Annotated in this window: 25 protein-coding genes; 22 read left to right on the top strand and 3 right to left on the bottom strand. The window is 39.5% G+C overall.

Going from position 1 to position 18,802, the window contains the following annotated elements:
* On the bottom strand, window positions 1-1,535 hold a 1,535-nt coding region (locus HY063_04920; protein MBI3501117.1), incomplete at its 3' end, for a tetratricopeptide repeat protein.
* A gap of 91 nt (window positions 1,536-1,626) precedes the next feature.
* Here HY063_04920 and HY063_04915 point away from each other — a divergent pair.
* The 3 genes from HY063_04915 (at window position 1,627) to HY063_04905 (ending at window position 2,746) form a co-directional block, all read left to right on the top strand.
* Window positions 1,627-1,848, top strand: coding sequence for a hypothetical protein (locus HY063_04915; GenBank protein ID MBI3501116.1), 222 nt, complete (start codon window positions 1,627-1,629; stop codon window positions 1,846-1,848).
* A 19-nt stretch (window positions 1,849-1,867) separates the two neighbouring features.
* Window positions 1,868-2,104: a hypothetical protein gene (locus HY063_04910; protein ID MBI3501115.1), complete on the top strand. Its 237-nt coding sequence runs from the start codon at window positions 1,868-1,870 to the stop codon at window positions 2,102-2,104.
* A 225-nt stretch (window positions 2,105-2,329) separates the two neighbouring features.
* On the top strand, window positions 2,330-2,746 hold the full coding sequence (locus HY063_04905) for an endonuclease domain-containing protein (protein ID MBI3501114.1): 417 nt from the start codon (window positions 2,330-2,332) through the stop codon (window positions 2,744-2,746).
* A 224-nt stretch (window positions 2,747-2,970) separates the two neighbouring features.
* Here the strand turns inward: HY063_04905 and HY063_04900 are convergent, their stop codons facing one another.
* The gene (locus HY063_04900; protein MBI3501113.1) at window positions 2,971-3,594 is read right to left on the bottom strand and encodes a hypothetical protein; all 624 of its coding nucleotides are present in this window, start codon (window positions 3,592-3,594) and stop codon (window positions 2,971-2,973) included.
* Window positions 3,595-4,702: 1,108 nt separating this feature from the next.
* Between HY063_04900 and HY063_04895 the strand changes: the two genes are divergently transcribed.
* The 17 genes from HY063_04895 (at window position 4,703) to HY063_04815 (ending at window position 15,774) form a co-directional block, all read left to right on the top strand.
* Window positions 4,703-5,080 (top strand): clan AA aspartic protease, encoded by a 378-nt coding sequence (locus tag HY063_04895; GenBank protein MBI3501112.1) that lies wholly within the window; start codon window positions 4,703-4,705, stop codon window positions 5,078-5,080.
* A gap of 270 nt (window positions 5,081-5,350) precedes the next feature.
* Entirely contained in the window at window positions 5,351-5,578 is a 228-nt protein-coding gene (locus HY063_04890; protein MBI3501111.1) for a hypothetical protein, read from the top strand.
* Entirely contained in the window at window positions 5,559-5,843 is a 285-nt protein-coding gene (locus tag HY063_04885) for a hypothetical protein (GenBank protein MBI3501110.1), read from the top strand. The genes HY063_04890 and HY063_04885 overlap by 20 nt, the downstream gene beginning before the upstream one ends.
* Window positions 5,844-6,001: 158 nt before the next feature.
* The gene (locus tag HY063_04880) at window positions 6,002-6,244 is read left to right on the top strand and encodes a hypothetical protein (GenBank protein MBI3501109.1); all 243 of its coding nucleotides are present in this window, start codon (window positions 6,002-6,004) and stop codon (window positions 6,242-6,244) included.
* 2 nt (window positions 6,245-6,246) lie between these two features.
* Window positions 6,247-6,507, top strand: coding sequence for a hypothetical protein (locus HY063_04875; protein ID MBI3501108.1), 261 nt, complete (start codon window positions 6,247-6,249; stop codon window positions 6,505-6,507).
* 377 nt (window positions 6,508-6,884) lie between these two features.
* On the top strand, window positions 6,885-7,265 hold the full coding sequence (locus tag HY063_04870) for a DUF5618 family protein (GenBank protein MBI3501107.1): 381 nt from the start codon (window positions 6,885-6,887) through the stop codon (window positions 7,263-7,265).
* A gap of 215 nt (window positions 7,266-7,480) precedes the next feature.
* The gene (locus tag HY063_04865) at window positions 7,481-7,696 is read left to right on the top strand and encodes a hypothetical protein (protein MBI3501106.1); all 216 of its coding nucleotides are present in this window, start codon (window positions 7,481-7,483) and stop codon (window positions 7,694-7,696) included.
* A complete protein-coding gene (locus tag HY063_04860) occupies window positions 7,677-7,964 on the top strand; it encodes a hypothetical protein (protein ID MBI3501105.1) in 288 nt (95 codons plus the stop codon). The genes HY063_04865 and HY063_04860 overlap by 20 nt, the downstream gene beginning before the upstream one ends.
* Before the next feature lie 154 nt (window positions 7,965-8,118).
* Window positions 8,119-9,321 (top strand): T9SS type A sorting domain-containing protein, encoded by a 1,203-nt coding sequence (locus tag HY063_04855; GenBank protein MBI3501104.1) that lies wholly within the window; start codon window positions 8,119-8,121, stop codon window positions 9,319-9,321.
* Between the two features lie 239 nt (window positions 9,322-9,560).
* Window positions 9,561-9,839, top strand: coding sequence for a hypothetical protein (locus HY063_04850; GenBank protein MBI3501103.1), 279 nt, complete (start codon window positions 9,561-9,563; stop codon window positions 9,837-9,839).
* A gap of 8 nt (window positions 9,840-9,847) precedes the next feature.
* Window positions 9,848-12,511, top strand: coding sequence for a T9SS type A sorting domain-containing protein (locus HY063_04845; protein MBI3501102.1), 2,664 nt, complete (start codon window positions 9,848-9,850; stop codon window positions 12,509-12,511).
* A gap of 111 nt (window positions 12,512-12,622) precedes the next feature.
* Complete coding sequence (locus HY063_04840) at window positions 12,623-12,847, top strand: hypothetical protein (protein MBI3501101.1); 225 nt, start codon at window positions 12,623-12,625, stop codon at window positions 12,845-12,847.
* Window positions 12,848-13,021: 174 nt separating this feature from the next.
* Window positions 13,022-13,228, top strand: a complete 207-nt coding sequence (locus tag HY063_04835) for a 2-oxoisovalerate dehydrogenase (GenBank protein ID MBI3501100.1) — start codon at window positions 13,022-13,024, stop codon at window positions 13,226-13,228.
* A complete protein-coding gene (locus tag HY063_04830; protein ID MBI3501099.1) occupies window positions 13,225-13,464 on the top strand; it encodes a type II toxin-antitoxin system HicA family toxin in 240 nt (79 codons plus the stop codon). The genes HY063_04835 and HY063_04830 overlap by 4 nt, the downstream gene beginning before the upstream one ends.
* Before the next feature lie 146 nt (window positions 13,465-13,610).
* Entirely contained in the window at window positions 13,611-13,835 is a 225-nt protein-coding gene (locus tag HY063_04825; protein ID MBI3501098.1) for a DUF433 domain-containing protein, read from the top strand.
* Complete coding sequence (locus HY063_04820) at window positions 13,836-14,099, top strand: DUF5615 family PIN-like protein (GenBank protein ID MBI3501097.1); 264 nt, start codon at window positions 13,836-13,838, stop codon at window positions 14,097-14,099. It abuts the gene before it with no gap.
* Window positions 14,100-14,208: 109 nt separating this feature from the next.
* Window positions 14,209-15,774: a fused MFS/spermidine synthase gene (locus HY063_04815; GenBank protein ID MBI3501096.1), complete on the top strand. Its 1,566-nt coding sequence runs from the start codon at window positions 14,209-14,211 to the stop codon at window positions 15,772-15,774.
* Here HY063_04815 and hemH read toward each other — a convergent pair.
* On the bottom strand, window positions 15,764-16,819 hold the full coding sequence (gene hemH / locus HY063_04810) for a ferrochelatase (protein MBI3501095.1): 1,056 nt from the start codon (window positions 16,817-16,819) through the stop codon (window positions 15,764-15,766). The two genes, HY063_04815 and hemH, sit on opposite strands and share 11 nt — an antisense overlap.
* A 103-nt stretch (window positions 16,820-16,922) precedes the next feature.
* On the opposite strand from hemH, the gene HY063_04805 reads away from it, so the two are divergent.
* Window positions 16,923-18,296, top strand: a complete 1,374-nt coding sequence (locus tag HY063_04805; protein ID MBI3501094.1) for a dipeptidase — start codon at window positions 16,923-16,925, stop codon at window positions 18,294-18,296.
* Window positions 18,293-18,748 carry an LEA type 2 family protein gene (locus HY063_04800; protein ID MBI3501093.1) on the top strand — a complete coding sequence of 152 codons (456 nt, stop codon included), beginning with the start codon at window positions 18,293-18,295 and terminating at the stop codon, window positions 18,746-18,748. Before HY063_04805 ends, HY063_04800 begins: the two co-directional genes overlap by 4 nt.
* Window positions 18,749-18,802: the final 54 nt, after the last annotated feature.

The raw sequence follows: 18,802 nt of genomic DNA, 5'->3' as shown, positions 1-18,802 counted from the left end.
GCCGTGACAGGCCCTGAATGAATTCCCATTCTCAAGCTCCATTTATTATTCTGCTCTTTCATCCACGATTGGATTTCGATTCCGGCTTTTACAATTTCTTCTGCATGGTTTGAATTCGGAGTCGGAAGTCCGCTTGCACACATATACGCATCGCCAATCGTTTTTATTTTTTCGATGTTGTACTTGGAAATGATTTCATCAAACTTTTTGAAAAGAAAATCTAATTCTGAAACCAATTCCTCCGCTGAAAGTTTTTCAGCAATGGTAGTGAACCCTTTGAAGTCGGTGAACATTACGGTTACGCTTTCGTAATGTTTTGCTGTAGCTTTTCCATTTGCTTTTAGTTCTCTGGCAGTTTCAACGGGGAGAATATTCAGTAGAAGTTTTTCTGATTTTTTCCGCTCGCGGAAAATAAAAATGGAAAGCACGAACACAATTAAAAATCCTCCGGCAACAGACCAAATCACAATTTTCTGTCTGTTCAATTGTGCATCCTGAAGTTCTTTGTCTTTATTCAATAAAGTAATTTGCTGTTCTTTCTTCTCCGTTTCGTATTTGGTTTGCATTTCGGCAATTTGCTTGGAGGATTCTTCGTTGAGCAAACTGTCTTTGGTATCGGAGTACAACTTATGGTATTCATAGGCATTTTTGAAATTATTTTCTGCGGCATACACATCCGATAAAGAATTATAACATTCTTTCATATAATCCTTAACGCCTGATTTAATAGAAATATCCAGCGCTCTTTTAATGGATTTCTCCGCCTGCGAATATTTTTTCTGTTTGGTATAATATATCCCAAGGTTTATCAGACAGGCGGCAATATCGGGGCTGTTGGTTTCTTCAAAAAGTTTGAGTGCATTTTCAGAATAATAAATTGCGCTGACATAATCCTCTTTAAATCCATATACGTTCCCGATACTTTGTAAACTTGTTGCAATGCCTTCTTTATTTTTTAATGTCTGTTCAATCGCCAGTGATTTCTTATGATAAGCAAGGGATTGCTCGAAATCCTTTTTTTCGGAATATACGTTGCCCATATTTCCGTAAACAGCCGCGAGTGCCGGTTTATCATTCAGCAGTTCAAGCAATTTTGCTGCTGAAAAATAATATTCAATTGCTTTGTCAAAAGCTCCTTGTAAATAATATATATTTCCAATACCGAGAAGGGATGCACCGGTTAATTTTTTATCGCCAATCTCTTCACTTATTTTCAATGACTGTAAAAAAAACTCAAGCGCCTTATCATACTTTCCTTTCGCCTGCTGCCCCATTCCCATTAGCCGGTAACTTTTTGCTATATTTTTTTCAGAATGTATTTTTTTCGATACTGCAAGCGCTTGCCCGGCATACTGTATGGCTGTGTCCTGATTAATATCTGACCAAACATTGTATAATTTATACAGCAGTTGGATTTTTTGCGTATCCTCTTTAGCCGAGCGCAAAAGATTTTCTAAAGAATCGCCAGTCCGGGTATTCCGGGAATACGACAAAACAACCACGAGGGAAAGCAGAAAGGCAAAAAATGGTTTCATGAAAACAATATGAAGAAGTAAAACTATATAATTATTTTTGCCGTGAAAGAAAAAATATATATGTTTGTACTCATCATTAAATTTATTTACCATGAAAAAACACGAGCCCATAGGAGAAAAAAGAGAAGGCAAGGTAATCAACAAGGTGCAGGGAATCATACAGGATTCATTCACCAAAGGAAATATTAAAGCCACCAACCCCGGAAATATTCCCATTAACGATAATGATACGGTAACTTACATCTCGTATGTGAGCAATTTTAATGGAGGACAAAAAATTGTGCATGTAATCAAAGACAAAAAATCACACTAACCTTTAAAACAAAAACACCATGGAAGAAAGAGATGGCGTATTAGTACATTATGACGCTGCAACCCAAACAGCATCTGTAACCGATTCTTATACGGGAGGAAATATTTCGGTTAATGACATTGGAGGAATCGGTGCTGCTCCCAATCCTCCTATTCCTGATGGCTCAACTATTTCCTTTATTATAAATTTTATTCCTCCGCGCGGAGCAGAGGGCGCCTCCAAGATAGTGGCTATTTTGAAAGGAGTTAAAGCGTAATTTTTTCTCCTGTGTAAAAAAAGGCGGAACAAATTGCTCCGCTTTTTTTATTTTTCCATTTGCCCGCATAAAAACACCAAACCCCGGCTACTATGCTTCGTCAGGGTTTGGAACTTTCGCCCTCGCCCTAACCCTCTCCCATCGGGAGAAGGAAACACGCGTGAACTCCCTTCTCCCATAGGGAGAAGGGATGGGGATGAGGGCAAAAGCAATATCTTTACTTTCATGAAAAGCAAATTTCCGCATTACTACGGAGCTTCTCTTAAAACATTTGACAAAGCAAAGCAGTTGCGCAAGGAGAGCACTCCGGCAGAAAAATATTTATGGAAAATGCTGCGCGGCAGAAGTATTTTAGGATTCAAGTTCAGAAGGCAGCATCCTGTTTATCATTTCATAGCAGATTTTTATTGCAACAAAGCAAAACTTATTTTAGAAGTGGATGGCGATATTCACGAATTGGATCACATAAAAGAATACGATAAGGAACGGGAAGAAACAATCAAGGAATTAGGTATTAGGGTTCTTCGCTTCACGAATGAAGAAGTTCTTGCAGATGAAAACAAAGTGATGCGAAAAATTGAAAACTGCCTGAGACAAATAACCTCCACCTCCTTCTCCCGCGGGGAGAAGGACCGAGGATGAGGGCGGATGAAGGGCAGGGATGAGGGCTATATTACAACGGATGAGGGCGGATGAAGGGCAGGGATGAGGGCTGTATTACAACGGATGAGGGCAAAAAACACCAAACCCCAACTACTATGCTTCGTTGAGGTTTGGAACAATCACGGTACGCTTGCGCTGACAATGATGTTTTGATTTCTGGCTGTCTCATCCTCCCTCTCCTGCGGGAGAGGGCCGGGGTGAGGTCACTGCACCACTAATTCAGCCGGGCCTTCCCAGGCGGAAGGTCCTTCCGGAAGAATGGAGCGATGGCGGAAGAAATAACGCTTGCCGGTTTCCAGCCCGCTGATGGTAGTGTGCGCCTGCACCGTAGTGCCGCCATCTATCCACCCATTGGGATTGGAAAGGTCTTGCGTATAGCCCCACTCGTGAGAACCACGCTTTACATGCGCAGCAGTAAGGTCGGCTGTGCCGGGCAGTTCGCCTGCCTGCACTCCAAACTCCTGCTTTTGCCTGGGCGAGAATTGCTTCTTACCCATGCCTGCGCTGAGAATAATGGTTTCCGCTCCCGTCAAAACATTGGAGGGGTCGTTTGCCACATCTTCCACGTAGTGTCCCAGCTCGGTGAGGTATGCTTCACATATCTCGCGTTTCTGATTCATGACAGCAGTTTCATGCGGTCCTGCTCCCTGCGCATTTCCATAAGCGGTCTGTAACTGAGAGGTAACAGACGCAATGGTGGAAAGTGCGGGATGAGGGCTTGCAAAAAATGCATTGCCTGTCATCTCCGAAACAACGTGATAGCCGAAACTAATCAGCTCAAGCACGCTCTTCCTTGCCAGTTCTAAACTTACTTTTACTCTTTTCATTGTAATAGTATTTTTAGAGTTGCGCCTATTTTGTTGTTGCGTTCTGGCCGGCTTTGCAGAAGAAAAAAGTTCATAGGCAACTTTTGCAAAACCAGCCCCCCGTTTACTTGCAGGGAGAAGAAGCAGTGTGTTTTTAGTTTGTCATGACTTCATTCAACTAGTAAGACATTGCTGGTTTACATAGAGCAAATCCCATGCCAAACCACTACTGATTTGGTAGAAGTTAAAAAATGTTAAATGGGACGAATGCCCGTAATTCTCCTATGGGATTTGAGTTTTCTCCTATGAAGTGCAGGTTTTCTTAGAGGAAGGAGATGAAAAAATAATTTGGTCGGATAAAAATTCTGAAAATAATTTTGGAGATTCCTCTTCCCGCCTACTGCGGGATTCGGAATGACATTTTAATAGTTAATGCAAGGCGCGGACATTAAATTTTTCTTTCAGCAGAAATTGTATGTCCGCGCTAATTTTACCCTCCTATTTTCACTGTCATTCCGAACCGGGCGAGGAATCTCGTTTTTGTTTCAGGTAAGCATAAAAAAATTCAGAGGTTTTTCCTTCGTTTTAGCTATGACAAATCAGCATTTCAATTTCAGAACAATTTTGAAACATGCTGACAAAAACAATGTGCATCGCTCCCAAAAACGTTAATGTTTTGACGCAAGACGTTTACATTTTGACGCAGGACGTTAAGATAAAGTGACAAGACGTTACCGTTTTTGAGCGGGACGTTACGATAATGGTGCACGACATTAATGATTTGTAACAAAACGTTAAGATAAAGTGACAAGATGATATCATCCCGTCACAAATTGTAACGATAAAGTGAAAGATTGTTTACATTTTTGAGCAAGACGTTAAGATATTTGAGCGCGACATTAATATCCCTCCCCAAATTGTAACGATAAAGTGAAAAAATGTAACGATATTTTTACCGCTTCTCTCAAATTATTTTTGAACCCTCGGTATAATTTCCATCAGGGGCTTTTAATTCGTGTAATTCGTAACGCTTTTCTTCGTCTGCTCCGCAAGGAGTCCCTATGGGACAAAATCACCTCATTCGTTTGCGCTCGTGAAAAATAATTATCTTTGAATAAAAAGAATAAAAATGGGAATAACCAAAGTAACAGCCAAAATATCAAATCTGGCGAAATCAAAACCAGGGTATGAGGCATTGTTTTTAGTTGACACCGGGGCAATTCACTGTATGGCGCCAAAGGACGAACTTGCAAAAGCAGGAGTTCAGCCCGAAGGCAAAGCAACTTATGAATTAGCAAACGGTCAGCCGCATGAAGTGGAATATGGCTTTGCAAGAATTTTATTCATGGGCGCAGAAACGGTGGTGCAGGTGATTTTCGGACCGGAAAAAGTGGAACCGATTTTAGGTGTGGTGGCGTTGGAAAATGTAGGAATCGGAGTGGACCCGGTTTCAATGACATTGAAAAAAATGCCGGCAATCCCTTTAAAGTATAAGCGAAAATGTTAAGTCCTAAAACAAAGAGATGAAAAATTGAATGCTGAAAAGATTTTTCTTTTCTCTTTTTTGTTTTGTTCAGCAATATTTTTTGAATTAAACAAAAAAACTATTCCCTTTGGTAAAACTATTTCTTGGTTGTTTCGGATTATTTGCATCCATTCGTGATTTCGTAAATCCGCAGAAGATTCGTAATCCGCACTCTTTTTCGTCTACAAAATCACCTCATGCATTTAAGAAACATTTATGAAAAATAATTATCTTTGAATAAAAAGAAAATTTATGAATGCGATTTTAATAAAACCCACCAGCAAAAAAATGTATTCAAGAATACTTGAGGCGATTAAATTGCTGAAAGTTCCTGCAAAAATTTTAAGCGACAAAGAGGATAATGATGATGAATTTGACTTGCTGCTTTCAGATAGCATAGAAGAAGGAATGAAAAGTGGAAAAGCTTCTAAAGAAGAAGTGAAAAGATTTTTCAAGGAACATGGAATACGAATTGACTAAGGGCTTCATTAAAGATGCCCGCAAGTATAAGCACGACCATGAATTATCCGCATTGCTCGAAGCGAGAATTAAGGAGACCGCAAAAGCAGCAACATTAGAAAATCTTTCCGGAATAGTTCCCATTCGCGGCAGAGATACACATTATAGATTTAAACTTAAAACACGGAATGCAACTTATCGCATAGGAATAAAACTATTGAGTAATATCATTTGGTTCGCCCGCCTTGACAAAGACAAAAGAAGATTTTACAAACGATTCAAATAAAGTTCCGGCTGCTATTCGCGGTATTCGCATACGTTCGCATCTTTTGCATTATTATTCTCTTTTTTTCGTCTACAAAATCACCTCATTTGTCTTAAAAAAACTTTTCTATACCATTGCTATAAGGTTCGTATATTTGTAAAAGGAATTTTCTTCCGGCAGTGGATAAAAAAAGACGAATAAAAAACGAAAAAGAATTTGATACTTGGGAAGAGTTGCCTGGCGGAGGAAGAAAATACTGGTTTGATGTAAAAGGAAAGTTGGGAGGTTTTGCGCGGTATATTAAAATTACCGATGCGGAAGAACAAACCGTAAGTTTTGTTCAGGAAATTTATGATAAGAATGCAAAATTTGTTTCGATACACGAAAAATATCCCCTAGATAAAGGGCATAAAAAAATATAAACATGATTACACGACAAGAAATAGCCCGGCATTTAACCGATTATCTTAATCACCACACTTCTCTGGCAGAATTGGTGGATTGGGCTGAAAACTCAATTATGAAGGGAGGTGCTGAAGAAAATTATGAGAAAGTCATCATGCAGGCGCTGGGCAGAATTGCCGCTGCCGATGTAAAGGACTTTGGGCTTCTTTGGGAAGATTGCGATGATATTATGAAACAACTCGGCTATTCTGTAAAAGTGGATTTTTTAAAAGTTGCTTAGTGCCGGATGAAAAATATGAAACCAAAAGAGAATTAAAAAATCAAGAAAGACATTTCGCTGGCATTTGATTTTTTAGAGCATCTTATTGCCAATCCCAAAGACCTGAATAAAATCTCAAACAATTCCGGCATTACTTTTCTTGACGATAAAAAATCAGTAAAAGAAAAAAAGAAATCTCCTCCGCATAAAAAATATGTGAAGGTGAAAAAAGAGTTTGAAGTATTGTAGGGTGGGCTGCTATTCGCGGTATTCGCATATGTTCGCATCTTTTGCATTATTATTCTCTTTTTTTCGTCTGCAAAAATCCCCTCATTCGTTTAAGAAAACGTTTGCCGGATTATTGAAATAAGGTTCGTATATTTGTTTAATAGAAAGCAATGAAGACATTACGCAAACATATTCCCGATGCAAAAAGATATTTAGCCAATGCCCGCGATATTCTCAAACATAAAGGCGGCAATGGAGTGCCCGGTTATTATTCAGATGCTAAATATGTGAAGATGGCTTGCCACACTGCATGGAGCGGAGTATTGGTTGCGCTGAACGAAAAAGTACATGCTGCAAAAGGAAAGCGAAAATCGGTGGAGGACTATAAAAAATATTTGGCGGCAAGAAACAGAAAAGCATTGAACGATTTTGTTTCCGCCTATAATTATTTGCACCTGTTAGGAGGATATGATGGCGACCTGAATAAAAAAACCACCCAAACCGGAATGGAACTTGCCGAAAGCATTATTCATTGGTGTGAAAAAAATTGAACGATGAAAATATTTTTACATAAAAATTATTTTTCGAAGAAGGTTTTTCTTTATCATTTCCTGCCTGCCATTCGTAATATTCGTACAGATTCGTAATTCGTAACCTTTTTTCGTCTGCAAAAATCCCCTCATTCGCCTTAAGTGGAATAGGTGTTGAATTTTTATTTCACAGAGAAAGGAGAAAAAATTGTTATCTTTGAGAAAAAGCAAATACCATGAATGCGATTTTAATAAAACCCAGCGATAAAAGTATCTATTCAAAATTAATCCAGTTGATTAATTCTTCAAAATCAGAAGCGAAAATTATTTCTGAAGATGAGTTTTATGATACCTTGTTGCTCGACTCTATAGAAGAAGGAATGAAATCAGGCAAAGCGTCAAAGGCAAGTGTAAATAAATTCTTTGCCAAGCATGGAATACGAATACACTAACAGGTATGAGCGCGACTTGCTTAGGTATACGGATAATGAAGAGTTAATTCACATCATTGCAAAGAAAGTCCTCCACATTACACGAATTGATTCCATTGATGAAATGCACGAAACCGTTGTGCTTCGCAAGAAAACTTCCCGTTACAGAATTAAAATCAAACTTTCACAAGATGAAGTTTACAGGATAGGAATAATTGTTCTTAAAAACACTGTTTGGTTTACCTGTATTGACAAAGACAAAAAAAGATTTTACAAACGATTCAAATAAAAAAAATTCCCTGCTCCCGGCTGTTTATTCGTAATATTCGTACAGATTCGTAATTCGTAACCTTTTTTCGTCTGCAAAATCACCTCATTCGTCTAAAACTTTCACATTATTTATTGAGGCAATCAATTAATTGTACATTTGAAAAAAATTGTTTATGAAAAAAATTTATTCCTTCTCTTTTATTGTAGTGTTTATTTTTTCTTTTCAATTATCTGCACAAAACACCTGGGCAAAGAAAACCGATTTTGCAGGAACAGCACGGTCGGGCGCTGCCGGTTTTTCCATAGGGAATTTCGGATATATCGGAACGGGACGAACTGCGTCCGCTTCTTATACAAATGATTTCTGGCAATACGATGCAACAAATGATGTATGGACACAGAAAGCAAATTTTGCCGGCACAGCGCGAAGGTGGGCGGTGGGTTTTTCTATTGGCAATTACGGATATATTGGAACGGGTTACGATGCCGCTAACGGGCATCTGAATGATTTTTGGAGATATGACCCTGTAAACGACCTGTGGACACAAAAATCCTCTTTTCCGGGAACTGCCAGATACCAGGCGGTAGGTTTTTCAATCAATGGAAAAGGATATATCGGAACCGGCTTTGATGCAACCATTAATTACGATAATGATTTCTGGCAATACGATACCACCAGCGATAGTTGGTTGCAAAAAGCAAATTTCCCGGGCGTTGCACGAGTGGGCGCAGCAGGTTTTTCAATCGGCAGTTTCGGATATCTTGGAACAGGATATGACGGCACCGCCTATCATAAAGATTTTTATCAGTACAATCCGGCAACTGATATGTGGACAGCGAAAACAAATTTCGGAGGCGCGGGCAGAGAATGGGCTGTTGGCTTTTCCATAGGTAATTACGGATACATAGGAACAGGAAATGGCGGCAGCAACTTAAAAGATTTCTGGGAATATAATTCTTCGGGCAACACATGGGCTGCAAAAACAAATTTTGGCGGCAGTATACGAAGATTGGCTATTGGATTTTCCATCAATGGTTATGGATATATTGGCACAGGAGATAGTTTAAGCGTTTACAAGAATGATTTCTGGCAATACACTCCAACTCCCACTTCAATAGCCGAGCCCTCCACTTCAAAAAACATTTTTGTTTATCCCAATCCCGCAAACGGCAAAGCAGAAATATATAATTTGGACGAAAGCAAAAATTACAGGTTTGAAATTTATACTCTTGAAGGAGAAAAAATTTATTCGTCCGCTGTTGCTCATCAGAAATCTTTCAGTTTTGATTTCTCGGATGTGAGCGCAGGAATTTATTTTGTTTGTTTGAAGTCAGAAAAAGAAAATCATATTCAAAAAATAATTGTTGCTCATTAAACTGACAAAAAAATATTTTACAAATAATATTTGTCTTACTGCTTTTGGCTGTTTATCCGTAATATTCGCATCAGATTCGTAATTCGTAACATTTTTTCGTCTACAAAATCACCTCATTCGTCTAAGAAAACACCTCACTGGGCTAAATTACCCTTTAAGTTAGTAATTCTAACGATTATCATTGTATTATTGCCTTTCAATTATGTATCTTTGTATTAGCAAAGAATAATTTTTCTGCTATGAAAAAAATATACTTATTGGTTTTCTTTCTTCCATTTTCTTTCGCGGCATTCGGGCAATCGCAAAAAACAATGCAGCAAAAATCTAACAGCGCACCGAATGAACAAAGAAATGTTACCCTCGACATTAATGACGATGGCAAAGCAAAAACGAGTTCGCCATCATTAAATGACGCTGTAATAAATGTGGCTGATGAAAATAAATATTGGGAACAAAAGAAAAAAGAACAAGAAAAAAAGCAAAACGATACTAAAGAAATTGCAAAACCTAAAAAATAATTTGCAATATGATTAAAAAGTTTACATATACTTTTTTTGCATGGTTGCTTTGCACAAGCGCTTACGCCCAACCGGCAAATGACAATTGCGCAAGTGCTACTGTGCTTACAGTTAATGCAGCGGCTGTATCAGGAACAAGCGCATCGGCTACCATAGAAGCAGGAGAGCCGACTCCTTCCTGTGGCACTTTAAAACAAACCGTTTGGTATAAATTTGTCGCAACCGCAACCACTCACGAGGTTAAAATAAATAAACTTTCCGGAGGGTGCACAGCCGATGGTGTTGTTTATAGCGGCACTTGTTTCACTTTTACACAAATAGGCACTAATTGTAATATTTCAGGTGGCACAAACCCCAACACAATTGATTTAGGCAACTTAACAGTGGGCAATACTTATTACATTCATCTCCCTTATAATAATGGTGGGGCATGCGGGTCTAACTGGACTTGGGATATTCAGGTAGTAACCTGCGGTGGGAGTGCCAAAACCTGGCTTACTACCGGAACAACAGCTTGGGGAACTGCAACAAACTGGAGCCCTTCAGGAGTTCCCGGCTCCTGTGATGATGTAGTCATTCCTTCAGGAGGAACCCAGCCCACAATTTCTGCTGCAGCAGTTTGTCATAATCTTACAATTAATGCCAGCGCTGTTTTAACGGTAAGCAATCCATTGGATATACATGGCAGCATTAACAATAACGGAAGAATGGATAATCCTTCGCTATATTTTGTTGATCTTTATGGTCAGGGGACTTGGGGAGGAACAGGAACATTCGCAACAGGTGCCGGTTCTGTGAACGGAGAATTCCGTATGCAGGATGGCGCAAACTACACCTTAACAGGCAGTCCAACTATTCGGGATATTAATTGGAGCGGGCTTGCGGCAACGCCACAGACAAACGGAGCACTTAATTTCAGTACTTATACTATTACAACTACAGGAACCTGGGGGGCTGTGTTTTATAATAATTTTAATAGTGGAATGCTTAATTTACAGGGAGGCGGCAGTGTTGATACAAATAAAACCGATTACGGAACGGGCATTCTTTATATTAATTCCTCGGTTAATAATTTTGGTTTTAATCTGGAGGATGATTATTATACTGTATGGTTTAATAATAGTGCGGGCGCTACTAAGTTTGGTTCTGCTGCAAAAAATGTTTATATCAAACAGGATATGTGGATTAAACTCCCATGTAATGTAGACCTTTCAACTTCCGGGTCAAATAATATAGAGATAGGTCATGATTTCATTAATGATGATCAGATAACTCCCGCTACTTCAACCATTGAAATGTGGGATTTTAATGTTGCACAGACACAAAATATAACGTCTACTAATGGCACAATAACAACATTTAACGGGTTAAGTATAAAAAATTCTGGTCCCGGTGTTTATTTACAGTTAAATGCCAACACCAATACTACTTCAACCGGAATATTAACATTGAAAAGCGGTCCTTTTTATTTAAATGGATATAAATTTAATGTACAATATGGTCCTACTGCCGCAATTGTTCGTACTAGCGGTCGCATAGTAAGTGAAACCAACTCAGGAGTAAATCCAAGCATACTGCAATGGAACATAGGGTCAAATACAGGCGCGCATATTGTCCCGTTCGGAACTGCTTCCGGCACTTATCTGCCTGTTACTTTTAACAACACAGGCGCTGTAGGAAATATTTCCTTTTCCACAAGAAAAACTACCAATGCCTGCGCAACCCCCTGTGTAAGTGCTGGTGTTTGTAACTTGCCTTGGGCAGGAGCAAGCAATGTGGCGGCAGTAAACACCATGTTTGACCAAACGCTTGGTATAGATGGCTCTTGTTCTGCGGTAATTGACAGGTGGTGGGATATAACATCTTCGCTTGCTTCTCCTATTCCTTCGGTTAGTTTAACTTTTAATTACGATGGCAGCGAAAATACTATGGCAGTACCAACAGATGTAGTAGGATTTCAGCATTGGGCAGGAACTTATTGGAATGATGGAAAAGGCGGCATTAACGGAACATATACTTCTTCCGGCTCTGCTGGGTCTGCTGCTGCTGGCGCACATGCTGTAACAGCTTCTGGGTTCACCTACTTTTCTCCTTATGTATTATCAAGAATTACTGCTCCCCTTCCCATAGAACTTCTCTCCTTCAATGCGGAATGTAATAATGGCAATAAGGTTGTAGCAACCTGGGAAACCGCCACCGAGCAAAGCAGCGATTATTTTACGCTGGAAAAAAGCACCGATGGAAGTTTGTTTATTCCTGTAACTAAAGTGAAGGCGGCAGGCAACAGTTCTTCCATTCAAAAATATTCTGCAGAAGATACCGACCCTTTGAGCGCAGCATCCTATTACCGCTTATCTGAAACAGACCTTAACGGAGCAACGCAAATATTTAATATGATTCCTGTGCAGGGCTGCGGCAAGGGCGGGTTTGCGGTTTATCCCAACCCTTCCAGTGGTGCGTTTAATGTAAGCATAGCAGGCAGGCAGGGAGATAAAGTGCTCATTGTAGTACGTGATTTGCTTGACAGGGAATTTTATTCAGAAGTGATTTTACTGGCAAATGATAAAGAAACAATTGCCATTGACCCTTCGGGCAAACTTGCTGCCGGAGTTTATTTTGTAGTGGCTACTTCCAACGATGCTGTTTACAAGAAGAAGTTGGTGATTAAGTAACTCTTTTCCCTGCTGATAACAGAAACGGCAATCAAAAACAGGTTGCCGTTTTTTATTTTTCAAGCGGAAAAAATCTTATCTTTGTAGAAAGAAATAAAAATCATATCTGAAATGTCTGCACTGGAATTACAGGTTTATGAAATTCTGAAAACAAAACTCGGAGAAAGCGAGGCGACAAAGGTTATAGAGTATTTTGACGCAAAAGCGGAAGAAAAAATAAATCAAAAGAAGGATGTTTTTCTTACCAAGGATGACAAGGTTGATTTAATTAAATGGATGGTTGGCTTTTGGATTGCGCAAATGGCTGCAATTGTGGGACTATACCTTCGTCATTAATTTTTCATTTTTCCTGAATATGTTCAACTCGCAGAACATAAAAAACCAGAAGATTTCCATTCAGCAATAAAATAACAGAACTAAAAAACAGAAACGGCAATCAAAAACAGGTTGCTGTTTTTTATTTTTATGAAAAGAGAAAAAACCAGTATCTTTGAGTAAAATATTATTCTAATGCAGGAACTGATTTTTATGATAGAGGAAGCCGTTGAAGGCGGATATACGGCAAAGGCGCTGGGAGAAAGTATATTTACCGAAGCCGGCACTATGGAAGAATTAAAGAAAATGATTCGCGATGCGGTAAACTGCCATTTCGAAAAAAACAACATGCCGAAAATAATCCGTCTGCATTTTGTTAAGGAGGAACTACTTCCCCTATGAAAATTCCCCGCGATTTATCCGGACAAGAATTGGTTAAGCGGTTAAAAAAGTTCGGATATATTGTTACGCGGCAAACCGGGAGCCATATTCGACTCACCACGATTCAAAACGGAGAACATCATATTACTATTCCCAACCATGATTCTCTTAGAATCGGCACTCTTTCTTCTATTTTATCTGATGTTGCCAATCATTTCGGCATGACAAAAGAAAAACTGATGACTGATTTGTTTTGACAGTAGAATTTATTTCCTGAAGGTTTTTAACTCGCAGAACATAAAAAAACCAGAAGGTTTCTATTCAGAAGTAAAAAAGTATAACAGAAAAACAGAAACGGCAATCAAAAACAGGTTGCCGTTTTTTATTTTTGTATATTTACAGTATGAATCACGACCGGATTATATCTGACCACCGCATTATGCTGGGCAAGCCGGTAATTAAAGGCACACGGATTACCGTAGAAATAATCATTCGCAAGATGGCGGAGGGCGCGAGCATAGATGATATTCTGAAAATGTATAGTCATCTTACCCGCGAAGATGTGCAGGCAGCGCTTGCCTATACTGCCGATACCATTGCCGGAGAAGAAATGGTTGCCGCTGCCTGAATGCTGCTTGCAGACGAAAATATTCATGGAGGAATTATCCGCTCTCTTCGCCAAATTCACATTGATCTCCTTTCGATTAAAGAAACAAATCCTGGGTTGCAGGATGAAAACATCATTGAACTTGCAAAAAATACGGACAGAATTATTCTTACAGAAGATAAAGATTTCGGAGAATGGGTTTTCGCTCATAAGACAAAAAGCATAAGCATTATTTTATTACGCTATCATTTTTCTGAATCAGAACAAGATAAAAACCATATCTGAATTATTAAAATCGGGTGCGGAAAAATTTCGAAATAAGTTTACAACAGTAACAACTCAGAAAATAAGGAGCCGCTCTGTTTAAATAAACGGTGCAGTTTTTATTCTTTCCATGCCTGCCGTCAAATCCTCCTTCAAAAAACTTTTGCTCGTTATTTCATTTATGGAAGGCGGCTCGGTAATGGCATGCGAACTCATAGGCGCAAAACTTATCGCGCCTTATTTTGGCGGCTCATTATATGTGTGGGCATCGGTGCTGGCGGTTACGCTGAGCGGTTTGGCTGCAGGATATTTTCTGGGTGGAATGTTATCTAAGAAATATAACAACCGCTCTCTTTTATTTTATGCTCTCCTGCTGGCGGGGCTTTCCTTTTTCGGAATGACAACTATTGGAAATTATGTGCTCGGCATTACCATTTACATGAGTGTGCAATGGGGAAGCTTGGTTTCACTGCTGACTTTTTTATTTCCTCCCCTGCTTTTCTTCGGAATGGCTTCGCCTGTTATCATTAACCTGATTAATGATGATGCCGACAGTTCGGGAAAAAGCGCAGGCATAATTTACTCTGTGTCCACGGTGGGAGGAATTTTTTTTACCCTGCTCTGCGGGTTTTATATTCTGCCTCAGTACGGAATTGTAAAGCCCTCTATGGTTTTTGGAGGAATCATACTATGCGTTGCGCTTGTTTATTTTATTCTTGAAAAAAAATATTCCGCACTGTTTATTTTCCTTCCTGTCTTTTTTCTTTTCCCGAAAAATTATTTTCCACAAGACAAAAACCTTTCTTTGCTCTATGAAAGCGAGGGGATTCCGGGGGAAATAAAAGTGGTGGACTATACTTATTTTTCTCCTCAGAAAGAATGGAAAAAAGCAAGAGCGCTTCTTGTAAATAATATCGGGCAAACTATTGTGGATGCAGAAAACCCTGAACATAGTTTGCTGGATTATACAAACTATGCTTCCTGCATTGCAAGTAATTTTCCGAAAGGAAGCCGCGTTCTTTTATGCGGCTTAGGCGGAGGAGTTATTTACAACCGGTTTCGCAAATCAGGTTTTAACGTAGATGCGGTAGAGTTAGACCCTCGCATGGAAGAAGTTTCCAAAAAATATTTTTCGGTTGATTCTGCTGCCAATATTACCATTGATGATGCCCGGCATTTTCTCAGAACCTGCAATAAAAAATACGATATTATTTTCTTTGATACTTTTCATGGGGAAACTCCTCCAGGTTATGTAATTACGCTGGAAAGCTTGAAAGAAATGAAAAAGAATCTTTCAGAAGATGGAATCATTATGGTGAACTTTTATGGATTTTATTCCGGTGCATTGGGAAAATCTTCTGCATGGCTCTATAAAACATTTCGGAAGGCGGGCTATAAAATAAAAATGCTGAGAACAAATCTGCAGGATGAAAAATTCAGCAACCTGATTTTTGTTGCGGGCGATAACGAAATTGATTTTTCAAAAATCTCTTTTGCAGGGACAGAAATGCAGGGGAATAATAGCAATGATTGCTTTCTGCCGCCTGAAAAATTAAACCTGGGCGATGCAGGAGTTTTCACAGACGAAAAACCCATGCTTGAATATCTGGATATCGCTCCCTCCGTTGAATGGAGAAAAGCATATACGGAATACTTCACAAAAAATTTTCTGCGGGAAAAAATATTCAGCCGGTAATTATTTTTTTCAGCGCTTCAATCCATTTCGGATTTTCATTCAGCGACTCCACCAACTGTAATTTTTCTCCGCCATTTTGTTTGAAGGTGTGCCCATATTCAATTCCTATTTCATAAATAGTTTCCAGGCAATCGGAAACAAAAGCAGGAGAGAAGACCAAAATTTTTTTCATTCCTTCTTTTGCCTTTTCTTCAATCACTTTATCGCTGTAGGGCTTCAGCCATTTATCGTCCAGCCGCGATTGAAAAGAGGTAATGTATTTCCCTTCGGGAATATTTAACCGCTTTACCAATTCTCTCGTTGTGAAATAACATGCCGCGCGGTAACAGAATTTATTTTTTTCTGAAATGGCGGAACAGCATGTATCATTTATCTCGCAATGGTTCGGATAGATTTTTTTTATTTGCCGTTCCGGCAAGCCATGATAGCTGAAAACAAAAAAATCCCACCTCCCCTCTCCTGTTTTAGGAGAGGGGTTGGGGGTGAGGTATTTTTCGGCAACAGAAACTAATGACTGCAAATAATTTTCATCATCATAAAACTTCTCCACTATTTTCAAATTCTGAAATCCAAATTTCTTCGCAACTCTTTTTATTTCCATAATGCTTGATTCGGTAGAAGAAGAAGCCCAGTGCGGATACAGCGGAATGGCGGTAATACTTTCCACTTTCTGCTCCGCCAATTTTTTGAAAGCCGATTCGATGCTGGGATTTTGATAGCGCATTCCCATCTCTACTACGTACTCATTCCCCTCTTCTATTTTGGGAGAGGGGTGAGGGGTGAGGGCTTTTTGCAAAAGTTCTTTCTGCCTTTTGCTATGAATAATCAATGGCGAACCTTCCTTCGTCCAGATTTGCTCATACAGCTTTGCGGAATTCTTTGAGCGGGAAGGAACAATAATCCAATTCACTAAAATATATCTCGCAATAGGATTTATATCTATCACAAACGGGTCATTCAAAAACTGCGTAAGATATTTTTTTACATCCTTCACCGAAGGAGAATCAGGAGAGCCGAGATTTACCAAAAGAATTCCTTTTTTCATAAAGTTCGAAAATACAAATTGTCATTCTGAGCGAAGCGAAGAATCTCATGTTTAATCTTACATTTTTTTCTTACGTTTGCTTCCCTTTTTAAAATAGTATCCCATGCCACAAATCAATTCCTACATCGAATCCAACAAAGACCGCTTCCTCAGTGAACTTCTGGATTTGCTCCGCATTCCGAGTATCAGCGCTGACCCGAAATATAAAAACGATGTGCTGCGTACTGCTGATGCGGTGAAAGAAAAATTAATTGCTGCCGGAGCGGATAAAGTGGAACTCTGCCCTACTGCCGGCTACCCGGTTGTGTATGGAGAAAAAATAATTGATGCTTCCCTTCCCACCGTTTTGGTTTACGGGCATTACGATGTTCAGCCCGCAGACCCGCTCAATCTCTGGACTTCTCCTCCGTTCGAACCTGTGATTAAGGATGAAAAAATTTATGCACGCGGTTCGTGCGATGATAAAGGACAAATGTATATGCACGTGAAAGCATTCGAGAGCATGGTTCGCACCAACTCGCTTCCGTGCAATGTGAAATTCATGATTGAAGGCGAAGAAGAAGTGGGCTCTGCCAACCTCGACAAATTTGTAAAAGCGAACAAGGAAAAACTAAAAGCCGATGTGGTTTTGATTTCTGACACGAGTATTCTCGCGAATAATGTTCCGAGCATCACCGTTGGTTTGCGCGGGCTTGCGTATATGGAAGTGGAAGTCACCGGACCGAACCGCGATTTACATTCGGGAGTTTACGGTGGCGCAGTTGCAAATCCAATTCAGGTTTTGTGTGAAATGATTTCTTCCATGAAAGACAAGAATCAAAAAATTATTATTCCCGGATTTTATAAAGATGTGGAAATCGTAAGAAAAAAAGAAAGAGCCGAAATGGCAAAGGCGCCTTTCAGCAAAAATGTTTATAAAAAAGATTTGGGCGTTGCAGAACTCAGAGGAGAAAAAGGATATTCTCCCACTGAACAAACTTCCATTCGCCCCACTCTTGAGTTGAACGGAATCTGGGGAGGATATACAGGCGAGGGAGCAAAAACAGTTTTGCCGTCAAAAGCATTTGCTAAAATTTCCATGCGGCTTGTTCCGCATCAGAACTCGGAAAAAGTCGGAAAGCTTTTTGAAAAGCATTTCAAAAAAATTGCACCGAAATATGTGAAGGTGAAAGTTACAGCGCTTCACGGAGGAGAAGGATGCGTTACGCCAACCGATTCTATCGCATATCAGGCAGCAAGCAAAGCCATGCAGGATACGTTCGGGAAAAAACCAATTCCGGTTCGTTCGGGTGGAAGCATTCCGATTGTCGCGCTGTTCGAGAAGGAATTAAAAATAAAATCCGTGCTTCTTGGTTTCGGTTTGGATTCAGACGATATTCATTCTCCGAATGAGCACTACGGTTTGTTCAACTACTTCAAAGGCATTGAAACTATTCCGCTGTTCTATAAATATTATTCGGAAATGAGCAGGAAATGAAAAAATGTTTTTTTCTTTTTTGCCTGCCGGTTATTTTTTCTTCCTGCGGAGAATTCAAAGAACTTTCCATTGGCGGAATTGAAAAACCAAAACTCCATAAACTTTCGCGCGAGGGAATAGATGCCGAGTTTGGAATGAAAATAAAAAATCCAAACCGGATGAATGTAGTAGTTTATCCCTCTGAGTTTGACGGAACGCTGAATGGAATCAGCATTGGAAAAATAAAACTCTACAGGAAAGTAAGAATCAAAGGCAACTCGGATGAAACAGAAATCTTTAATGTTAAGTCCGATTTTTCAAAAATGGGCTTCGGAGATATTGCGAATGTGCTGCCAATCATTTCTTCCGGAAATGCCACGCTTACACTGAAAGGAACTCTCCGCGCAGGAAAATGGTATTACAAGAAAAAATTTCCGGTTGAGTATTCGAAGGCGATTAATCTCAAGCAGTAATTTCACTGGCATAAATTTTTTTGTGTGTTTTATTCTGAATGAAAATAAATTTTC

This window comes from Bacteroidota bacterium (genome assembly GCA_016195025.1).
Taxonomy (GTDB): Bacteria; Bacteroidota; Bacteroidia; order Palsa-948; family Palsa-948; genus Palsa-948.
The sequence above is the reverse complement of the archived record's forward strand: the minus strand, read 5'-3'. Positions and strand labels throughout refer to the sequence as shown.

What these genes read in the sequence shown, in the direction of transcription:
- HY063_04830 (MBI3501099.1), top strand. Translation starts at nt 13,225, where the DNA reads ATGAAAATTCCCCGCGATTTATCCGGACAAGAATTGGTTAAGCGGTTA.
- HY063_04910 (MBI3501115.1), top strand. Translation starts at nt 1,868, where the DNA reads ATGGAAGAAAGAGATGGCGTATTAGTACATTATGACGCTGCAACCCAA.
- HY063_04875 (MBI3501108.1), top strand. Translation starts at nt 6,247, where the DNA reads ATGATTACACGACAAGAAATAGCCCGGCATTTAACCGATTATCTTAAT.
- HY063_04800 (MBI3501093.1), top strand. Translation starts at nt 18,293, where the DNA reads ATGAAAAAATGTTTTTTTCTTTTTTGCCTGCCGGTTATTTTTTCTTCC.
- HY063_04865 (MBI3501106.1), top strand. Translation starts at nt 7,481, where the DNA reads ATGAATGCGATTTTAATAAAACCCAGCGATAAAAGTATCTATTCAAAA.
- HY063_04840 (MBI3501101.1), top strand. Translation starts at nt 12,623, where the DNA reads ATGTCTGCACTGGAATTACAGGTTTATGAAATTCTGAAAACAAAACTC.
- HY063_04825 (MBI3501098.1), top strand. Translation starts at nt 13,611, where the DNA reads ATGAATCACGACCGGATTATATCTGACCACCGCATTATGCTGGGCAAG.
- HY063_04885 (MBI3501110.1), top strand. Translation starts at nt 5,559, where the DNA reads ATGGAATACGAATTGACTAAGGGCTTCATTAAAGATGCCCGCAAGTAT.
- HY063_04890 (MBI3501111.1), top strand. Translation starts at nt 5,351, where the DNA reads ATGAATGCGATTTTAATAAAACCCACCAGCAAAAAAATGTATTCAAGA.
- HY063_04845 (MBI3501102.1), top strand. Translation starts at nt 9,848, where the DNA reads ATGATTAAAAAGTTTACATATACTTTTTTTGCATGGTTGCTTTGCACA.
- HY063_04895 (MBI3501112.1), top strand. Translation starts at nt 4,703, where the DNA reads ATGGGAATAACCAAAGTAACAGCCAAAATATCAAATCTGGCGAAATCA.
- HY063_04855 (MBI3501104.1), top strand. Translation starts at nt 8,119, where the DNA reads ATGAAAAAAATTTATTCCTTCTCTTTTATTGTAGTGTTTATTTTTTCT.
- HY063_04860 (MBI3501105.1), top strand. Translation starts at nt 7,677, where the DNA reads ATGGAATACGAATACACTAACAGGTATGAGCGCGACTTGCTTAGGTAT.
- hemH (MBI3501095.1), bottom strand. Translation starts at nt 16,819, where the DNA reads ATGAAAAAAGGAATTCTTTTGGTAAATCTCGGCTCTCCTGATTCTCCT.
- HY063_04870 (MBI3501107.1), top strand. Translation starts at nt 6,885, where the DNA reads ATGAAGACATTACGCAAACATATTCCCGATGCAAAAAGATATTTAGCC.
- HY063_04835 (MBI3501100.1), top strand. Translation starts at nt 13,022, where the DNA reads ATGCAGGAACTGATTTTTATGATAGAGGAAGCCGTTGAAGGCGGATAT.
- HY063_04805 (MBI3501094.1), top strand. Translation starts at nt 16,923, where the DNA reads ATGCCACAAATCAATTCCTACATCGAATCCAACAAAGACCGCTTCCTC.
- HY063_04905 (MBI3501114.1), top strand. Translation starts at nt 2,330, where the DNA reads ATGAAAAGCAAATTTCCGCATTACTACGGAGCTTCTCTTAAAACATTT.
- HY063_04900 (MBI3501113.1), bottom strand. Translation starts at nt 3,594, where the DNA reads ATGAAAAGAGTAAAAGTAAGTTTAGAACTGGCAAGGAAGAGCGTGCTT.
- HY063_04915 (MBI3501116.1), top strand. Translation starts at nt 1,627, where the DNA reads ATGAAAAAACACGAGCCCATAGGAGAAAAAAGAGAAGGCAAGGTAATC.
- HY063_04815 (MBI3501096.1), top strand. Translation starts at nt 14,209, where the DNA reads ATGCCTGCCGTCAAATCCTCCTTCAAAAAACTTTTGCTCGTTATTTCA.
- HY063_04850 (MBI3501103.1), top strand. Translation starts at nt 9,561, where the DNA reads ATGAAAAAAATATACTTATTGGTTTTCTTTCTTCCATTTTCTTTCGCG.
- HY063_04820 (MBI3501097.1), top strand. Translation starts at nt 13,836, where the DNA reads ATGCTGCTTGCAGACGAAAATATTCATGGAGGAATTATCCGCTCTCTT.